This window comes from Micromonospora matsumotoense (assembly GCF_900091525.1).
Taxonomy (GTDB): Bacteria; Actinomycetota; Actinomycetes; order Mycobacteriales; family Micromonosporaceae; genus Micromonospora; species Micromonospora matsumotoensis.
Map to the genome: position 1 here is coordinate 581,157 of NZ_FMCU01000002.1, position 16,975 is coordinate 598,131.

The window sequence follows — 16,975 nt, forward strand, 5'->3', positions numbered from 1 at the left end:
TCCGGTGGGCTCGCGGTGAGGCGCCGGCCGGCCGTCGAAGCGCTTCGACGGCCATGGTGACGTGCGGCATCGCGCGGTGGTGGTGGCGGTCGTCGGCCCGGAGCGGCGAAGCGCTTCGACGACCGCGGAGAACATGCCGCCCCGGATGCCCGAACGACGAGGCGGCGGTTCGAGGTTGGCACCTGCGCGTCGACCGGTCAAGGGGTGACCGGTACCCGGATCAGCCGGTGGGGAGTCGACCGGCCTCGATGGTGGCCAACGCGGCGGCGGCGCCGCCCAGCGCGGCGGCGGCCGAATCCAGCGTGGAGGCGGCGAGCCGGCAGCCGCCGGCCTGCGGGGCGAGGGTCCGGGCGGCCAGCTCCGTGTGGGCCGTCGGCAGCAGCCAGGGCGCCAGGGTGGCGAAGTGTCCACCCACCACGATCGCCTCGGGGTTGAGCAGGTTGGCCAGAATCGACGCCCCGTGCCCGAGGTGTCGGCCGATCTCGGCGAGCCCGGCCAGCACGGCCGGGTCATCCTGGCGGGCTGACGCCACGATCCGGTCGATCTCCGGCAGGTAGTCGGTGACCGGGCCGTCCTGCCCGGCGTCGGGGAGTAGCCGGTCGACCACGGCCGGTAGCGCGGTCAACGCGGCCAGGCAGCCGCGTCGCCCGCACGGGCACGGTGGCCCGGCCGGGTCGAGGCAGAGGTGGCCGAGCTCGCCCGCGTGGCCCCGGCTGCCGCGCAGCAGCCGGCCGCCGGCGAGCACCCCGGCGCTGACGGAGACCCCGCCGGTGAGGTGGACCAGGTCGGTGACGCCGGCGTACCCGCCGTGTCGTTGCTCGGCGAGGACGGCGAGGTTGGCGTCGGTGTCGACGGCCACGGTGAACCCGGTCTCCCGCAGCGCGGCCCGCAGGTCGGCGGCGAGCGGCACGTCCTGCCAGCCGAGGCCGCTGGCCAGGGGCACACCACCGGCGGTGTCGACCAGGCCGGGCACCCCGACGGTGAGGCCGAGCACGGTGCGCCCCTGCCCGGTGATCCGGCCGATCGCCCGCCGGGCCAGGGTGGCCAGGGCCCGGACGGTCTCGGCGGGGGAGGCGGTCGGGGTGGGGAACGCCCGTCGCCAGGTGAGCAGCCGGTTGCCGCCCAGGTCCACGGCGACCACCACCAGATCGTCCGCGCCGATCTGCAGGCCCAGCGCCGCGTACGGGGCGCCGTCGAGGACGAGCATGGTGGCCGGCCGGCCGACCCGGTTGCCGGTCAGCCCGGTCTCGCGGACCAGCCGCCGGTCGAGCAGTTCGGTCACCAGGCTGGACACGGTGGCCTTGTTGAGCCCGGTGGCGGCGGCGATGTCCGCCCGTGAGCAGGGGGCGTGCAGGCGGACGTGTCGCAGGACCACGGCCCGGTTGGCCACCCGGACGTCGCCCAGGTCGGTCGGCTGCGGTTCGTTGTGGATGCTGATCACGATCTGCCCGCTCCCTGCGCCCGACGGTGGGTGGTGCCGTGCCGGTGCATCATCGTCCACCGCCCACCCCGGGCGGGTACGCCGGGGCGGCGGTGGGCGACGCTGCCGGCGGACCGGTGCACCGTCGGGAAGTCTGTTCGGCTGGAAACTCAACTAACTCTAGCGGCCCCCCGGGTCCGGTGCCCCACCACGGCGGGGCGGGGCACCGGTGCGGCCGGTCAGCCGTCCGGGAACCACTGCGCGAACGGGGTCGGGGTGACCGGTTCGCCGTTGAGCAGCAGCCGCCGCGGGCTGCCCTCGCCGACCACACTGAGCCGCCGTACCCGCAGCGGCCCGTCGGTGCGCACCCGCAGGGTGTCACCGTCACGGACCGCCTCCACCACCGTGTCGCCGTCGACGTCGTGCAGCACCGTCCGGGCGTCCACCCCACCCCAGCTGACCAGGGTGACGTCGTCGAACGGGCCGTCGGCGACGGTGCCGGCCGCCGCGACGAGCGGGATCAGCGCGCCGTGGCGTACGAACAGCGGCAGCCGGTGCAGCGGCACGGTCACCCGCAGGTGCCGACCGCCGTCGTGCCGTTCGCCGGTGCCGACGTCGATCCAGTCGTCGCCGGTGGGCAGGTAGACGGCGCGCTGCCCGGACGGGTCGGTGACCGGGGCGACGAGCAGGTCGGTGCCGAGCCGGTACTGCAGGTCGCTGGTCCACGCGGTCGGGTCGTCGGGGGTGTCGACGAGCAGCGCCCGCATCATCGGCGCCCCGGTGCGCGCCGCCTCCACCGCCGCCGACCACAGGTACGGCATCAGCCGGTAGCGCAGCCGCAGCGCGGCCACCGCGTCGCGTTCGGTCTCGGCGGGGAAGTCCCAGGGCAGCCGGCTGGTGGTGCCGTGCAGCCGCACCAGCGGTGACAGTGCCCCGAACTGGGTCCACCGCACGTACAGCTCCGGGTCGGGGGTGCCGTGGAAGCCGCCGGTGTCGTGGCTCCAGAACGGCACCCCGGACAGCCCGTGCGACAACCCGCCGCGCATGGTGCTCGCCAGGCCGGGCCAGGTGGCGTTGACGTCGCCGCTCCACTGCGCGCTGTGCCGCTGCCCGCCCAGGTACGACGAGCGGGCCCACACCGTACGGTGCCCGGCCACCTCCTCGGTGAGGTCGGCGACGAGGTCGTTGAAGAGCAGGGTGTAGACGTTGTGCAGTTCGACGCCGGTCATCCCGTTGTGTGCCACCGCGTCGGCCGGCACCGCCTCGGCGAAGTCGGTCTTGAACACCGCCACCCCCTGCTCCAGCAGTGGCCGCAGCAGGCCCCGGAACCAGGCGACCGCGTCGGGGTTGGTGAAGTCGACGATGGCGCTGGCCGGGTAGCTGCCGTGCCACACGTCCGCGACGTACGTGCTGCCGTCGGGGCGGTGCAGGAAGTACCCGGCCCGGGCCGCGTCGGCGTAGAGCGGGCTGTCCGTCATCAGGTACGGGTTCATCCACAGGCAGACCCGGAAGCCCTGCCCGGTCAGCGTCGCCAGCATCCCGGTCGGGTCGGGGAACGCCTCGTCGTCCCAGCGCAGGTCCGACCAGCGGCCGGCGACCTGCCAGTAGCAGTCCAGGTGCAGCACGTCGCAGGGGATGTCCCGCTCGCGGATGCGGCGGGCCCGCTCCAGCACCCGCTGCTGGCTGTCGGGGAAGAACCCCGACGAGATCCAGGCCCCGAAGGCCCACTTCGGCGGCAGGTAGGGCCGGCTGGTCAACTCGTCGAAGCGGTCCAGCACCTCGGTGGGGGTGGGACCGGCGAGCACGTAGTAGTCGATCAGGTCGTCGGGGACGAGGATCTGCACGCTGCTGTGGGTGGACTGGCACATGTCGAACTCGACGGGCATGCCGCTGTCGACCAGCACCCCGTAGCCCCGGTCGGACAGGTAGAACGGCACGTTCTTGTGGGAGCGGTCGGACTCGCCGCCGAAGGCGTCGTAGTTCCACATCAGCGCCCGTTGGCCGCGCTTGTCCAGCGGGGTGAACTTCTCCCCGAAGCCGACGAACCGTTCGTCGCCGAACGCGACGAAGCTCTCGTGCCAGGCGACGGGTGCGCCGTCGGCGGTGGACCGGCCGAACGGCAGGGTGCGGCGTCGACCGCTGATGTCCCGGGTGCCCGGGTCCTGGTCGAGCAGCAGCCGGCCGTCGGGGGTGAGGAACCGCAGGTGCCACGGGTCGAGGCGGATCTCGGCGACGATCGCTCCGGCGTCGATGTGCACGTGGGTGTCGTCCACGGTGATCGCGGCGGGGTGGGCCCGGGGATGGACCAGGGCCAGGGCGCGGGCCGAGCGGGTGCGGGCCTGGGGGTCGTCGGCGAGGCGGACCCGGATCACGCCGTGACCGGCGACGTCGAGGCGCAGCACCAGGCTGCCGCCGTCGGACAGGGCGGCCTTGAACGTCACCCCGTGCGGGTCCGTGGCGACGACCTCGGCCCGGCCGACGGTGGCCACCCCGTCCTCGCCCGGCTGCCGTACGGGCAGGTCGGGCGGGTCGGCCACGAACGTCTCGTACGGGACCAACGGCGGTCGGTACGGCATCGGCGTCTCCTCGGGAACGTTTTCCAGCGGTACCGACAGTTTCTTTGCTTTCCCAACGAACTGTCAACGAGGGAGTTCGATTAGCCCACGATCCACCGATTGACATGGGTAAATCGTCTCCATAGTTTGGACACCTATCAAACAAAGTTGACGGGATGGTGGGTATGTGGGACGACGGGCGGCTCTTCCACGGCGGTGACTACAACCCCGAGCAGTGGCCCGCCGCCACCTGGCGCGAGGACGTCGCCCTGATGCGCCGGGCCCGGGTCAACCTGGTCACCGTCGGCGTCTTCGCCTGGTCCCGACTGGAGCCGGCCCCCGGCCGCTACGACTTCGGCTGGCTCGACGAGGTGCTGGACCTGCTGCACGACGGCGGCATCCGGGTCGCCCTCGCCACCCCCACCGCCTCCCCGCCGCCCTGGTTCTCCCTGGCGCACCCCGACGCGCTGCCGGTCACCGCCGACGGCGTACGGCTGCACCACGGCAGCCGCGACACCTACTGCGCCGCCGCCCCCTCCTACCGGGCCGCCGCCCGGGGCATCGCCGCCACCCTCGCCGCCCGCTACGCCCACCACCCGGCGCTGGCGATGTGGCACGTGCACAACGAGTACGGCACCACCTGCCACTGCCCGCACACCGAGGCCGCGTTCCGCCACTGGCTCATCGACCGGCACGGCGACCTGGACACCCTCAACGCCGCCTGGGCCACCAGCTTCTGGAGCCAGCACTACACCGACTGGGCCTACGTGAGCACCCCCCGGGCCACCCAGTACCTCGGCAACCCCGGCCACCTGCTGGACTTCCGGCGGTTCTGGTCCGACACCCTGCTCGCCGCGTACGTCGAACAACGCGACCTGCTGAAGGCGGCCAACCCGGCGCTCCCCGTCACCACCAACTACGTCCTCGGCGACTGGGTGCCCGTCGACCACGCCCGCTGGGCCCGCGAGGTGGACCTCGTCGCCATCGACCACTACCCGTCGGTGGTCGACGGCGGCGCCGAGGAACAGACCGCCCTCGCCGCCGACCTGGCGCGCGGCTGGGCCCGGCACGGACGCACCCGGGCCGGCACCCCGCGCGGCCCCGCCGGCCCGACGCGCGCCGACCCGCCCGCGACGTGGCTGCTGATGGAGAGCGCCGCCAGTCAGATCCACACCACCGGCCGGGCGCACACCAAGGAGCCCGGCCGGATGGCCCGGCACAGCCTCTCCCACGTCGCCCGCGGCTCCCGGGGGGCGATGTTCTTCCAGTGGCGGGCCCCGGCCGGCGGCGCGGAACGGTTCCACTCCGCCCTGGTGCCGCACACCGGAGCCGACAGCCGGGTGTTCCGGGAGTCGGTACGGCTCGGCGAGACCCTCGACCGGCTCGCCGAGATCACCGACGGTGAGACGACCGCGTCCGTCGCACTGGCCTGGGACGCCGCCAGCGGCTGGGCGCTGCGCCAGCCCGGAATGCCGTCGGCACTCCTCGACGGGCACGCCGAGTTGGCCGCCGCGCACCGGGCGCTGTGGCGGGCCGGATACGGCTGCGACGTGGTCGTCCCCGGTGACCCGCTCGACCGGTACCGGCTGCTCGTCCTGCCCGCCCTCTACCTGGCCGACGACGCCACCGCCGGCTGGGTCCACGACCACGTCGAGGCGGGCGGGCACCTGCTGGTCAGCTACCTCAGCGGGGTCGCCGACCAGCACGCCCGGGTCCACCTCGGCGGCTACCCCGGCGCCTACCGGGACCTGCTCGGCCTGCGGGTGGAGGAGTTCCATCCGCTCGCCGCCGACGAGCAGGTGCTGCTCTCCGGCGGCGGGACCGGCCGGATCTGGTCGGAGACCGTCCACCTGCGCGGCGCCGAACCGGTCGGCACGTACGTCGGCGGGGTGCTCGACGGCCGACCGGCGGTGACCCGGCACCGGGTCGGCACCGGCACCACCTGGTACCTGTCCACCCGGCCCGACGACGGCACCTACCGCCGCCTGGTCACCGAGGCGGCCCGGACCGCCGGTGCCGACCCGGTCTGCCCGGCCGCCCCACCCGGGGTGGAGGCGGTCCGTCGCGCCGCCCCCGGGACGAGCTGGCTGTTCCTGCTCAACCACACCGACCGGCCGCAGCGGGTGCCGGCCGACGGGCTGGACCTGCTGACCGGTGTCCCGGCCGACCGGGAGGTGACCCTGCCGGCCGGTGGCGCGGCGGTGCTCCGCGAGCACCCCCGGTGACCTCCGACCGGCCGGTCCCCGCGACGCCACCGCCGATGACGCCCGTCACAGCCACTCCGCCGATGACCGACCGGGCCGACCCCGCCTACCCTTTCCCCGGTGTGGACGAGAAACACGGCACCACAGCGGGCCCTGCCGCTCTGGCCGCTGTACGTGATGTTCGCGGCGATGCCGGTGTGGTGGCTGCTCGGCGGCCTCTACCTGGGCTGGACGCTGTTCGGGATGCTGCTGGCGGTGGTCCTGCTCACCCACGGCCGGGTGGCGTGGCCGCCCGGCTCGGCGTTGTGGTTCTTCCTCGTCGGGCTCATCCTGATCAGCGCCACCCGCCTGGAGAAGGCCAGCGGGCTGCTCGTCTACGGACTCCGACTCGGCTTCGTGCTGACCGCCTTCGTGGTCTACCTGTACGTCTACACCGCCGCACGGCAGGGGGCACGCTGGGAACGGCTGTTCCAGCCGGTGCTGTTCTTCTGGCTGGGGATGGTCGCGCTCGGCTGGCTCGGCGTGCTGGCCCCCCGCCTGGCGTTGACCACCCCGGTGGAGTCGCTGCTCCCCGATGGGCTGGCCGGGCAGCGGATGATCCGGGCGGTCACCCACGTGCACTCCACCGAGTTCAACCCCACCGGTCGTAACCCGTACTACCGCACGGCGGCCCCGTACCCGTACACCAACAACTGGGGGACCGGCTTCGCGCTGCTCGTGCCGTGCGTGCTGGCATACCTGTCGGCGGTGCGGACCGGCCCGCTGCGTCGGGTGCTGGTGGTGTCCCTGCCGCTGGCCCTGGTGCCGGCGTTCCTCACCCTCAACCGGGGGATGTTCATCGGCCTCGGGGTGGGGATGGCCTACCTGGGGCTGCGGGCGCTGCTGCGCGGCGACGTCCGGCTCATCGGCACGATCACCGCCGGCGTGGCGGTGGCCTGGGTGATCACCCTGGTCGTCCCCGTCGGCGACATGATCATGAATCGGGTGGAGAACACCGACTCGACCCGGGACCGCGCCGACCTCTACCGGCAGACCCTCGACGCGGTCCTGCGCTCACCGCTGCTCGGGTACGGCGCGCCGCGTAGCGCCGACACCACCACCGGCGCGGAACCGCTCGGCACCCAGGGGCAGGTCTGGCTGACCATGTACAGCCACGGCATCCCCGCCCTGCTGACCCTGCTGGCACTGCTCGTGGTGGTGGTGCGCAGCACGGCGATCGCGGTGTCCGCCGCCGGCCGCTGGTTGAGCGTGGTGCCGGTGGTCGCCCTCGCCCTCGCCCCGTTCTACGGGTTCACCGACATGAACCTGTCGGTGATGTTCTTCGCCATCGGGCTGGCGGTGGCCGCCGTGGACGGCCCCGTGAACCGGGAGCTACCGACGGGGGTGCCCCGACCGTCACCGGTCTGAGCGGTTCAGCCGGTGGCCACGGCGGCCCGGGACCGGTCCGCCGCGATCCGCACCGCCATCGCGGCGAGCACACTGCCGGTGACCCAGCGCTGGACCCGTGCCCAGCCCGGCCGGCGCACCAGGAACGCCGAGACCGACCCGGCGGTCAGCACGATGAGCGTGTTCACCGTCAGCGCCACGGTGATCTGGGTGCCGCCGAGCAGCAGGCTCTGCACCGCCACGTCACCCCGGGCGGGGTCGACGAACTGCGGCAGCAGCGACACGTACAGGATGGCGATCTTGGGGTTGAGCAGGTTGGTGAGCAGTCCCATGGCGAACAGCCGGCGCGGCCGGTCCACCGGCAGCGCCTGCGGCGTGAACGCCGACCGCCCACCCGGTCGCAACGTCCGCCACGCCAACCACAGCAGGTACGCCGCACCGGCCAGCTTCACCGCCGTGTACAACGGCGGCACCAGCACGAAGACCGTGGCGATGCCGGCGACGGCGGCGGCCAGGTAGACCCCGAACCCGGCGGCCACCCCGAGCAGGGAGACCAGCCCGGCGCGGCGGCCCTGGCTGACCGAGCGGGACACCAGGTAGACCATGTTCGGCCCGGGGGTGAGCACCAGACCGAGCGCCACCAGGGCGATTCCCAGCACCGCACCGACCGTGACCATTCGCCGCCCCCGCTCTGCCGTCCCTGACCGGCACCCTACGCCGCCCCGTGGCCCCGGGCCGTCCCGTCCGGGCGCGGCCGCAGGCGCGCGCATGCACCCCTGGCCTCCGGACCTGGCCCTGCGCTCCGCGCGACGGCAGGGGTTCCGGGCGGCGGTGACAGCCGCCACACTGCTCAGATGTCTGTGACCCTGCGGGCCGCCCCCACCGCCGTCGCCCCCGGACTGGTCCTGCGCTGCTGGCGCGTCGAGGACGTCGACGCGCTGGTCGAGGCGCACCGGGACCCGGAACTGCGGGCCCGGACCCGCAACCCGTTGGCCACCCCGGCGCAGGCGAGACGCTGGGTGGCCGGAAACCGGCAGGGCTGGGCGGCGGGTCGCCGGTTCAGCTTCGCCGTCTGCGAGCCGCTCCCCGACGGTGAACGGCTGGTCGCCTGCGTCCTGCTCAAGGACGTGGTGCCGGGGCGGGCCGACGCGGAGATCGGCTACTGGACGGCCGGGCCGGCACGCGGCCGGGGGGTCGCTCCCCGGGCGGTGGACGCGGTGAGCCGCTGGGCGTTCACCCGGTTCGCCGCGACCGGGCTGAGCCGGCTGGAACTGCTGCACCAGGTGGACAACCCGGCGTCCTGCCGGGTGGCGGAGAAGTCGGGGTTCCCCTTCGTCGAGGTGCTGCCCGCCCGGCCACCGTTCCCCCGCGACGGCCACCGCCACGTCCGGCACCGGGGCTGATCCGACCACCGCACAGCCGGGAATGCCACCCGCCCCGCCGGCGCTGCGCCGGTGACGGCCAGGGCGGATACGGTGGGCGGGGAGGTGTCCGGGGATGGTGGACGCGTGGCAGGCGGCGGTCGAGGCGCAGATCCGCAGCGCCCAGGAGCGGGGCGAGTTCGACGACCTGCCCGGCATGGGCAAGCCGATCCCGGGCCGTGACCTCCCCTACGACGAGTCCTGGTGGATCAAGAGTTTCCTGGAGCGGGAGGCGCTGCCCACCGATCTGCTGCTGCCCACCCCGTTGCAGTTGCGCCGCCGGGTCGAGCAGGTCCCCGACGAGGTCCGTGACCTGCCCACCGAGGAATCGGTCCGGGAGTTCGTCGGGGTGCTCAACCGGGAGATCGTCGCCTGGCTGCGGTTCCCCTCCGGTCCCCGGGTGGTGGTCCGCCCGGTCGACACCGAGGCGGTGCTGCGCCAGTGGCGGGCCCACCGGGCCACCCGGAACGCGGCCGTCGCGGCCGGGCCGGCAGCACCGGCACTCCCGCCGCGTCCCGGGCGACGGTGGCGCTGGCCGTGGCGACGGGCCTGACCGGCTGCTGCCGCCGACCCGGCGGAGGTGTCCCCGGGTAACTGCCCGGCTGATCGTCGGGTCAGCCGACGGCGGCCCGCCAGGTCCAGTCGGTGCGACGCGGCCGTCCCGCCAGTGCGGTCCGTCCGGTCATCCACAGCAGCACGGCGGCCGGATCACCGGCGGGCGCCTCCGGAAAGAGCCGCCGCAGCACCGCCACGCTGGGTGCCGCCGGCGGCTGCCACGTCACCGCCAGCCCCCGGGTGATGTCGTACGTGTGCAGCAGCGCCTCGGCGATGCCCATGGCGGCGAAGCCGGGCGGGTCGCAGGGCCCCCAGTGCCAGGCCCGGGTCGACGCGGGGACGGTGTCGATCGCGGCGGCGAGCAGCCCGCCGCAGGCGGCCACCACGACCAACACCTGCGCCGGGGTGGCGTCGGGGCGTACCCGCAGGTCGAGGGGGAGGTAGCCGGTGTCGGGCCGGCCGGTGAGCTGGGTGGCGTAGCCGAGCAGGTCGTGGGCGATGTGCGCGGCGGTCGTCCAGCACGACCAGTCCAGGTCGCCGGCAGGACCGGTCCAGTCCCGGTCGGTGTACGGGCCGAGCACCCGGGCCAGCTCACCGACCGTCTCCCGCACCCCGCCCCCGGACAGCCATTCCTCGATGGACATCAGGTGATCCTCGCACCACTGCGTCCCGCGCGCCCGGTGGAATTCGACTCCTCCGCGCCCGCCGGCCCGTCAGGTGCGGGTGGGGGCGGCGGCGATCGCCTCGATCACCGACCGGGCGGGCGTCGGACGCCGCCCGAGCAGGGCCCCCAGGGTCGGGTCCGTGACGGCGAACTCTCCCCGTCGTGCCGCCCGGTACATGCCGAGGGTGAAGTCGGCGGCCGCCTCGGGCATGCCCCGTCGTACGGCGGCTGATCTCCATTCGTCGTCTCCGACGACGATCCGGGAGATCGTCCGCCCGGTGTGGTCGGTGAGGACGCCGGCCACCGCGTCGAGGTCGAGCATCTCCGGGGCGGTCAGCGGGGGTGTGACCCCGTCGAGCGCCCCCTCCTCGGTCAGGGCGATGGCGGCGACCTCGGCCAGGTCGTCGTGTGCGGTCCAGGACACCGGCCCGTCCGCCGGTGCCACCAGGTGTCCGCTCTCCAGGGCGTCGCCGATCACGAACTGGAGGGCGCTGGCGTAGAAGCCGTTGCGCAGGGCGGTGAAGGCCACGCCGAGCCCGGCCAGGTGCTCCTCGGTCGCGGCGTGGGTGAGTTGGGCCGGGAAGAGTGAGTCCCGGGCGGCGGCCTGGTGACTGGTGTACAGGATGCGGCGGGCTCCCGCCGCATGGGCGGCGTCGGCGGCGGCGCGGTTCGCGACGACCGCGCCGCCGCCGCGGATGGCGGCGGAGACGATCAGCACCTGGTCGGCGTCCGCGAAGGCGTGCGCCAGCGTGGCGGGGTCGGTGAAGTCCCCCCGCCGGACCCGCACCCCACGGGCGGCCAGGTGCGCGGCCCGGTCGACGTCACGCACGCTCACCCCCACGGCGTCGGTGGGAACCCGGGTGAGCACCTGGTCGACGATCCGGGAGCCGAGCTGGCCGGTGGCACCGGTGATGACGAACACGATGGCGACTCCTTCGGCGATCCACTGTTACGTCGCCGACGTTATCACTGATAACTCAGCGCTAACATGCTGCTGTTAGCATTGGTTCATGACCGTGCCGCCGGACACCTCACCCCGTGACGACGTCCGATCCGACATCATCGAGGCCGCCACCCGGCTGCTGCGCGAGCGCGGCGCCCCCGCGGTGACCACCCGGGCCGTCGCCCAGGCGGCGGGCGTCCAGGCCCCCACCATCTACCGGCTCTTCGGCGACAAGAACGGCCTCGTCGACGCCGTCGCCGAACACGTGATGGCCGCCTACGTCGCCGCCAAGTCGGTCGCCGTGGCGGGTGACCCGGTGGCCGACCTGCGCGCCGGATGGCGGATCCACGTGGAGTTCGGCCTGGCCAACCCCGAGTTGTTCCGGCTGCTCGGCACGCGCGGGCCGGGCGACCCCTCGCCGGCGACCGTCGCGGGCATCGAGGTGCTGCGTTCCCGGGTGCGCCGGCTCGCCGTCGCCGGCCTGCTCCGCGTCGACGAACAGCGGGCCACCATGATGATCCACGCCGCCGGCACCGGTGTCGTGCTCGCCCTGCTGGAGACACCCCCGCCGCAGCGTGACCCCGGCCTGGCGGAGGCCATGTGCGACGCGGTGCTCGCCAGCATCCTCACCACCGCCCCGGTGACCCCCGACCCGACCCCGGGTGCCGTCGCGGTGACCTTCGCGGCGATGGCACCGGACCTGCCCGGCCTGACCGACGCCGAACGGGCGCTGCTGACCGAGTGGCTCCACCGGGCCCTGACCCCACTGCGCCACCCGCACGGGTGACGACTGCCATCTCCCTCAGTACAGCATCCGGTGTACCTTGAGGGCTGTGGAGACGTTGGCGTACGGGCAGGTCCTCGCCCGTTTCGGGCAGGCCCTGTCGGACCCGACCCGCGCGCGGTTGCTGCTGGCACTGCGCGACGGGCCCGGCTACCCCACGGAGTTGGCCGTCCTGCTGGGCACCACCCGGCAGAACCTGTCCAACCACCTCACCTGCCTGCGTGGCTGCGGACTGGTCGTCGCCGCCCCCGAGGGGCGGCGTACCCGTTACGAGTTGGCCGACCCGCGGCTGGCGCACGCGTTGGGCGACCTGCTCGGCCTGGTCCTCGCGGTCGACCCGGCCGGCTGCCCCGATGCCGACGCGCAGGGCTGCTGCTGATGAGCCTGCCGGCCCACGCCACGCCTCCCCTCTCGCCCGCCCGGCGCGCGGTGCTCACCCGCCGGGTCCGGTGGTTCGTCGCCGCCACCATCACCTACAACGTCGTCGAGGCGGTCGTGGCGATCACCGCCGGCACCCTGGCCTCCTCGACCGCGCTGATCGGCTTCGGCCTCGACTCGATCATCGAGGTGGCGTCCGCAGCGGCAGTGGCGTGGCAGTTCGCCGGCCACGACCCCGAAGCCCGGGAGAAGACGGCGCTGCGCATCATCGCGGTGTCGTTCTTCGCCCTCGCCGCCTACGTCACCGTCGAGTCGGTACGCGCCCTGCGCGGTGACGCCGACGCCGCGCACTCCGCCGTCGGCCTGGTCCTGGCAGGCCTGTCACTGCTGATCATGCCGGCCCTGTCGTACGCGCAGCGCCGCGCCGGCCGCGAAGTCGGCTCCCGCTCGGTGGTGGCCGACTCCCGGCAGACCCTGCTGTGCACCTACCTGTCCGCTGTCCTGCTCGTCGGTCTGGCGGTCAACAGCCTGTTCGGCTGGTCCTGGGCCGACCCGATCGCCGCCCTGGTGATCGCCGCCGTCGCGGTCAAGGAGGGCCGCGACGCGTGGCGGGGCGACACCTGCTGCGCCCCGAACACCGCCCTGCACGTGACCGTGGGAGTCCGCCCTGTTCCCACGGCCACCACCGGCGATGCGTCGCCCGAGGTGGCGAGGGCCGACACCGGCGCGAGGGACGCCTGCGGTTGCCTGATGTCCGGGCGGGCGAGGGCCGGCACAGGCCCGTGAGCCGCCGCAGCCGGGGCCGGCCCGTCGACCGGGACGGCCGGCCGGGTGGTACGGGCCGCCCCACGGCGCAGGTCATCGCGCCGTGGGGCGGCCCGTCATGTCCGCTCGGGTGACAGCGGTGGGGTGGTGACGACGAGGAAGGTGAAGTCCTCCCGGGCCTTGGCGTCGAGGGGCAGGGGCAGGCGGATGCGCCCGGAGCCGACCATGCCTCGTACGGCGGCACGACTCAGGCCGAACCCGGCGGTGAGCAGCTTCTCGACCCGGACGGGTGCCGGGAGTTCGAACCTGACGACGACCTTGAGTGGTGCGGCGTCCGCGCGCTGGAGATCGTAGAACGGTATGTCGGTGTCCAACTGCCAGGTGCCGGTCCAGTCGAGCCGGTACGCGGCCCGGTGGGCGAGCGTCGCGTCCATGGTCAGTTGGCGCACCATGGCCGGATCGTTGTTCTCGAACATCACCAGCCGCTCGTGGTCCAGCGCCCGCACGTTGATGCGCTCGTGGACGGGCACCTTCGACGTGCGGCCGCACAGGTCGCAGCAGATCAGCAACCACACGTCGAGCAGCTTGTGGTTCGCGTTGACCCGGATCTTCCCGGTGGGACGGTGACGGGTGGACCTGCACGACACGCAGGCTTTGACGATGGTCGGCAGTCCGAGCTCACTGACCACCCACAGTGCTTTGCGGTCGATGCCGGGTCCGCGACCGTCGGCCGGCACGCGGACATGGCGGAAACTGTTCATGGCTTCGGCGATTCCCAGGTCTAGGCAGGAGGCGCCCGGCAGCGCGATGGCGTGCCGGGGGATGCCTCCCGGATCCAGTGGCGGGCAGCCGGCGTCTCGGTGGGAGCACGCCGGCTGGCGCGACGTCGCAGCTCACGTCGCGTGAACGAAGCCCGCACCGGCGGAACCGGTGCGGGCTTCGGGTGGCACGGCGGACCGAGACGGGGAGGTGACTCGAACCCGTCTTCGCTACGCACGTGCGCCACTGGTCATCGATCCATGCGCGTCAGCATGGTCGACCCGTGGACCGCCGGGCAACGGATTTGCGCAGGGCCCCGGCACCGGGGGAATCCGCTGTCGGTTGCCGCAAGCAGGTGGTAGAAAGCCGCGGTGGAAGAGACCCTGGAGTTCGCCGATCTGTTGCGGCTGATGGACGAACGATCGACCGTTTTCCGGGCGGCGGTCGCCGCGGCGTCCAGCCTCGACGTGCGGGTGCCGACCTGCCCCGAGTGGACGTTGTTCGACCTGGTGCAGCACTTGGGCGAGGGACGCCGCAGGTGGGCCGCCATCGTGGCCGCCGGGCCCGCCGACGCTCCGCCGGTGGTGTCCGCCCCGGTGCCGCCCCGGGATCGGGAGGCGCTGCTGGCCTGGTTCGCCGCGTCGACAGAAGAACTGCTCGGTGCGCTGCGGGAGGCCGGCCCGGATCGTGGTTGCTGGACGTGGTGGGGTCCGTCGCAGTCGCCGCAGACGACCGGTGCCGTTGCCCGGCACCAGCTTCAGCAGGTCGCCGTGCACACCTACGACGCCCAGGTCGCCGTGGGCGCCCCGCGGCCGTTACCGGACGAGGTGGCCCTCGACGGTGTCGACGAGTTCCTCACCACCTGCGTGGCGACGACGGCCGCGTGGCCGCATCAGCCTGCGGTCGTCGACTACCACGCCACCGAGGGCCGCAGTTGGCGGCTGTGGTTCTCCGCCGACGGCGCCCGGACCGCCCGCGTCCCCGCGTCGGTCGCCGGCGAGGGGCCGGAGGTGGCCTATGTCTCCGCCCGGGGCACGGCCCATGAGCTGGTGATGTTCTGCTACGGCCGGATTTCGATGGACGCGCTGCAGATCGACGGCGACCGGCGCGTCTTCGACCAGCTGATCGCCTGGGAACCGGAGGTATAGGGCGCGACGACCGGGTCAGGAAGGGCCGGCCGCCACTGCGACACCTGCTCGGGCATAGCGTTCGGCGATGTCCTCCGGCATCGGGGATCTCATGAGTACGAGTTCGTAGAAGATCGGTGCGCTGGACGCGACCAGCACGGTCCGCGCGTCGACACCTTCGACGGCTTCACCACGGCGGGCTGCTCGTTCGACGGCGACGGCAGCGCTGGCATAGCGGTTCTCCCAGAATGACCGCAGCGCGTGGGCGGCGGCCGGTGAGCGGAACGACGCCGCGACGAGGGCCCGGGTGATCGATGGTTCTGCTGTCACGGCGGCGACGATCTGGCGGTTGATGGCGACCAGGTCGTCCAGTAGTGAGCCGGTGTCCGGTGGTTCCCAAGGTTGTTCGCGGGCGGCGTCGAGAGAGTCGGCGAGGAGGCCGCCGGGGTCGCGCCAGCGGCGGTAGACGGTGGTGCGATGGACTCCCGAACGCGCTGCGACGGCATCCATGGTCACGGCGTCGTAGCCGCCTTCCAGCAGCAGTGACGTGACGGCGTCGAGCACCCGTTCGCGCGTACGGGCGGTTCGGCCACCGGGCCGGGTTTCTCCGGGGAACGTGGAAGGGACTTGCGCAGCCGACGCCATGCACCTAATGCTACATCTGTAGTTTTTAGGGAGGGGGAGCTGATGCCACCGCTGGAGGCAGCACAGTGCCGTGAGGTGGTCCTGCCGTCGGGTTGGGCCCCGTACGCCGTGGCGGGGGACGCCGCCGGGAACCTGTGGATGACCCTCCTGACGCCGCCGGGACTCGCGCGGTTCACGCCTGCCGACACCTCTGCCGACGGCGAGACGGCCGCTGCGTTCCGGCACGAGCGCCTCCCTCGCGGCGACGGTCATCCGATGCTGCTGACCGTCGCCTCTGACGGCGCGCTCTGGTGCACCCGCACCGACGATCGACTGAGCCGCCGCGACGTCTCCGGCGACCACACGGCGATCGGCCTGGCACCCGGATCGGCGCCTTACGGCATCGCCGCCGCACCCGACGGTGGAGTCTGGTTCACCGCACCGGGGCTCAACCAGATCGGCCGGGTGGTCACCGCATCGGGTGGCATCACGATGTTCGACCTGCCGGTTCCCGACGCGCGGGCGGCGATGCTCACCGTCGATGTCGCCGGCCGGCCGTGGGTGGCGCTCAACGCCGCCGGCGCCCTCGCTCACGTGCACGACGGTGCGGTGCGGATCGTCGAACTACCCAGTGGTCGTGCGCCGGCCGCACCGGTCGGCATCGCCGCCTCCGCGGCGGGGATCTGGTACGCGGACATCGCTGGAGGCTGCGTCGGTCGTGTCGATCCGTCCGGCTCGGTGGAGAAGATCAGCTTCGCTGACCCGGCATGCCGGCCACACGCCGTCGCGGCCGACCCGGACGGCGGATGCTGGGTCACGCTGTGGGGCTCCGCCCAGCTGGCCCGGATCACCGCCGACGGTGACGTGACCCTTCACCAGCTGCCCGGTCGAGAGCCGCACGGGCTGTGGGTGGAGGACCGTCTGGTGTGGGTGGCGATGGAGACGGGCTCCGTGGTCGCGGTCGACAAAGGAGAAAGCGCGTGAGCGAAGAAGGAAGATGATCCTGCCTACCGGGGCCTTCTCGCGCGTCAGTCCGCAAGGCCCCGAGCCGGAGGCGTGGGACACCCCCGGGCATCGTGAAGTGTGCCGAGCCGTACCGACGACGTGCTTGCCCTTGGCGGTGGTGGTGTCGGCGATCCTGCTGGTTGGCGACTGACCCGGACTCCGCGGAGAACGATCCACCCACGCGACGATCCACCCACGCGACGTTCCGCCCAGCGCCTCCGTCCGCCCAGATTGTTGGATTGTATTTACCGACAATCCAACAATCTGGGCGGACGTATGGGGCATATCGTACGCACACCATAATGACTGTTCTGTTGTTTCCCTGCTCGGGCGCAGGGGTTGGCCGTCCGCTGCGGTTGTTGTCCTGCCCCAGCGGAGTTGACAT

General features: G+C 73.2%; 16 protein-coding genes. 9 read left to right on the top strand and 7 right to left on the bottom strand.

What is annotated here, in order from left to right:
* Window positions 1–220 precede the first annotated feature (220 nt).
* Together GA0070216_RS06205 and GA0070216_RS06210 are read right to left on the bottom strand one after the other, a co-directional pair.
* Complete coding sequence (locus tag GA0070216_RS06205; RefSeq protein WP_091240257.1) at window positions 221–1,441, bottom strand: ROK family transcriptional regulator; 1,221 nt, start codon at window positions 1,439–1,441, stop codon at window positions 221–223.
* 218 nt (window positions 1,442–1,659) lie between these two features.
* A complete protein-coding gene (locus GA0070216_RS06210) occupies window positions 1,660–3,996 on the bottom strand; it encodes a TIM-barrel domain-containing protein (RefSeq protein ID WP_091240260.1) in 2,337 nt (778 codons plus the stop codon).
* Window positions 3,997–4,151: 155 nt separating this feature from the next.
* On the opposite strand from GA0070216_RS06210, the gene GA0070216_RS06215 reads away from it, so the two are divergent.
* Both GA0070216_RS06215 and GA0070216_RS06220 read left to right on the top strand, forming a co-directional pair.
* Window positions 4,152–6,200 carry a beta-galactosidase gene (locus GA0070216_RS06215; RefSeq protein WP_091240263.1) on the top strand — a complete coding sequence of 683 codons (2,049 nt, stop codon included), beginning with the start codon at window positions 4,152–4,154 and terminating at the stop codon, window positions 6,198–6,200.
* Between the two features lie 99 nt (window positions 6,201–6,299).
* Complete coding sequence (locus tag GA0070216_RS06220; protein WP_245722332.1) at window positions 6,300–7,586, top strand: O-antigen ligase family protein; 1,287 nt, start codon at window positions 6,300–6,302, stop codon at window positions 7,584–7,586.
* Window positions 7,587–7,591: 5 nt separating this feature from the next.
* Here GA0070216_RS06220 and GA0070216_RS06225 read toward each other — a convergent pair whose 3' ends face one another.
* Window positions 7,592–8,242 carry a LysE family translocator gene (locus GA0070216_RS06225; RefSeq protein ID WP_091240265.1) on the bottom strand — a complete coding sequence of 217 codons (651 nt, stop codon included), beginning with the start codon at window positions 8,240–8,242 and terminating at the stop codon, window positions 7,592–7,594.
* A 177-nt stretch (window positions 8,243–8,419) separates the two neighbouring features.
* On the opposite strand from GA0070216_RS06225, the gene GA0070216_RS06230 reads away from it, so the two are divergent.
* Window positions 8,420–8,968 carry a GNAT family N-acetyltransferase gene (locus GA0070216_RS06230; protein WP_091240268.1) on the top strand — a complete coding sequence of 183 codons (549 nt, stop codon included), beginning with the start codon at window positions 8,420–8,422 and terminating at the stop codon, window positions 8,966–8,968.
* Between the two features lie 94 nt (window positions 8,969–9,062).
* The gene (locus tag GA0070216_RS36015; protein WP_091240271.1) at window positions 9,063–9,539 is read left to right on the top strand and encodes a DnaJ family domain-containing protein; all 477 of its coding nucleotides are present in this window, start codon (window positions 9,063–9,065) and stop codon (window positions 9,537–9,539) included.
* Window positions 9,540–9,600: 61 nt separating this feature from the next.
* On the opposite strand, the gene GA0070216_RS06240 is transcribed toward GA0070216_RS36015, so the two are convergent.
* Together GA0070216_RS06240 and GA0070216_RS06245 are read right to left on the bottom strand one after the other, a co-directional pair.
* Window positions 9,601–10,185, bottom strand: a complete 585-nt coding sequence (locus GA0070216_RS06240; protein ID WP_091240274.1) for a maleylpyruvate isomerase N-terminal domain-containing protein — start codon at window positions 10,183–10,185, stop codon at window positions 9,601–9,603.
* A gap of 69 nt (window positions 10,186–10,254) precedes the next feature.
* Window positions 10,255–11,127: an NAD(P)H-binding protein gene (locus GA0070216_RS06245; protein ID WP_091240277.1), complete on the bottom strand. Its 873-nt coding sequence runs from the start codon at window positions 11,125–11,127 to the stop codon at window positions 10,255–10,257.
* A gap of 88 nt (window positions 11,128–11,215) precedes the next feature.
* Here GA0070216_RS06245 and GA0070216_RS06250 point away from each other — a divergent pair, with 88 nt between their 5' ends.
* Genes GA0070216_RS06250 through GA0070216_RS06260 form a run of 3 tightly spaced genes read left to right on the top strand, consistent with a single transcriptional unit; the run spans window position 11,216 to window position 13,096 of the window.
* A complete protein-coding gene (locus GA0070216_RS06250) occupies window positions 11,216–11,935 on the top strand; it encodes a TetR/AcrR family transcriptional regulator (protein ID WP_091240280.1) in 720 nt (239 codons plus the stop codon).
* 46 nt (window positions 11,936–11,981) lie between these two features.
* Window positions 11,982–12,311: an ArsR/SmtB family transcription factor gene (locus tag GA0070216_RS06255; RefSeq protein ID WP_091240283.1), complete on the top strand. Its 330-nt coding sequence runs from the start codon at window positions 11,982–11,984 to the stop codon at window positions 12,309–12,311.
* Window positions 12,311–13,096: a cation efflux transmembrane domain-containing protein gene (locus tag GA0070216_RS06260; RefSeq protein ID WP_091240286.1), complete on the top strand. Its 786-nt coding sequence runs from the start codon at window positions 12,311–12,313 to the stop codon at window positions 13,094–13,096. Before GA0070216_RS06255 ends, GA0070216_RS06260 begins: the two co-directional genes overlap by 1 nt.
* 95 nt (window positions 13,097–13,191) lie before the next feature.
* Here GA0070216_RS06260 and GA0070216_RS06265 read toward each other — a convergent pair whose 3' ends face one another.
* The gene (locus GA0070216_RS06265; RefSeq protein ID WP_218108138.1) at window positions 13,192–13,764 is read right to left on the bottom strand and encodes a DUF1062 domain-containing protein; all 573 of its coding nucleotides are present in this window, start codon (window positions 13,762–13,764) and stop codon (window positions 13,192–13,194) included.
* Window positions 13,765–14,205: 441 nt separating this feature from the next.
* On the opposite strand from GA0070216_RS06265, the gene GA0070216_RS06270 reads away from it, so the two are divergent.
* The gene (locus GA0070216_RS06270) at window positions 14,206–14,982 is read left to right on the top strand and encodes a maleylpyruvate isomerase family mycothiol-dependent enzyme (protein ID WP_091240292.1); all 777 of its coding nucleotides are present in this window, start codon (window positions 14,206–14,208) and stop codon (window positions 14,980–14,982) included.
* Window positions 14,983–14,997: 15 nt separating this feature from the next.
* Here the strand turns inward: GA0070216_RS06270 and GA0070216_RS06275 are convergent, their stop codons facing one another.
* Entirely contained in the window at window positions 14,998–15,525 is a 528-nt protein-coding gene (locus GA0070216_RS06275; protein ID WP_218108139.1) for a TetR/AcrR family transcriptional regulator, read from the bottom strand.
* 63 nt (window positions 15,526–15,588) lie between these two features.
* Here GA0070216_RS06275 and GA0070216_RS06280 point away from each other — a divergent pair, with 63 nt between their 5' ends.
* Window positions 15,589–16,569 carry a Vgb family protein gene (locus GA0070216_RS06280; protein ID WP_245722333.1) on the top strand — a complete coding sequence of 327 codons (981 nt, stop codon included), beginning with the start codon at window positions 15,589–15,591 and terminating at the stop codon, window positions 16,567–16,569.
* Window positions 16,570–16,975 lie beyond the last annotated feature (406 nt).

Excerpts from the sequence above, each read along its gene's own strand:
- GA0070216_RS06210 (WP_091240260.1), bottom strand. The coding sequence starts at position 3,996 with ATGCCGTACCGACCGCCGTTGGTCCCGTACGAGACGTTCGTGGCCGAC.
- GA0070216_RS06215 (WP_091240263.1), top strand. The coding sequence starts at position 4,152 with ATGGTGGGTATGTGGGACGACGGGCGGCTCTTCCACGGCGGTGACTAC.
- GA0070216_RS06225 (WP_091240265.1), bottom strand. The coding sequence starts at position 8,242 with ATGGTCACGGTCGGTGCGGTGCTGGGAATCGCCCTGGTGGCGCTCGGT.
- GA0070216_RS06230 (WP_091240268.1), top strand. The coding sequence starts at position 8,420 with ATGTCTGTGACCCTGCGGGCCGCCCCCACCGCCGTCGCCCCCGGACTG.
- GA0070216_RS36015 (WP_091240271.1), top strand. The coding sequence starts at position 9,063 with ATGGTGGACGCGTGGCAGGCGGCGGTCGAGGCGCAGATCCGCAGCGCC.
- GA0070216_RS06240 (WP_091240274.1), bottom strand. The coding sequence starts at position 10,185 with ATGTCCATCGAGGAATGGCTGTCCGGGGGCGGGGTGCGGGAGACGGTC.
- GA0070216_RS06250 (WP_091240280.1), top strand. The coding sequence starts at position 11,216 with ATGACCGTGCCGCCGGACACCTCACCCCGTGACGACGTCCGATCCGAC.
- GA0070216_RS06260 (WP_091240286.1), top strand. The coding sequence starts at position 12,311 with ATGAGCCTGCCGGCCCACGCCACGCCTCCCCTCTCGCCCGCCCGGCGC.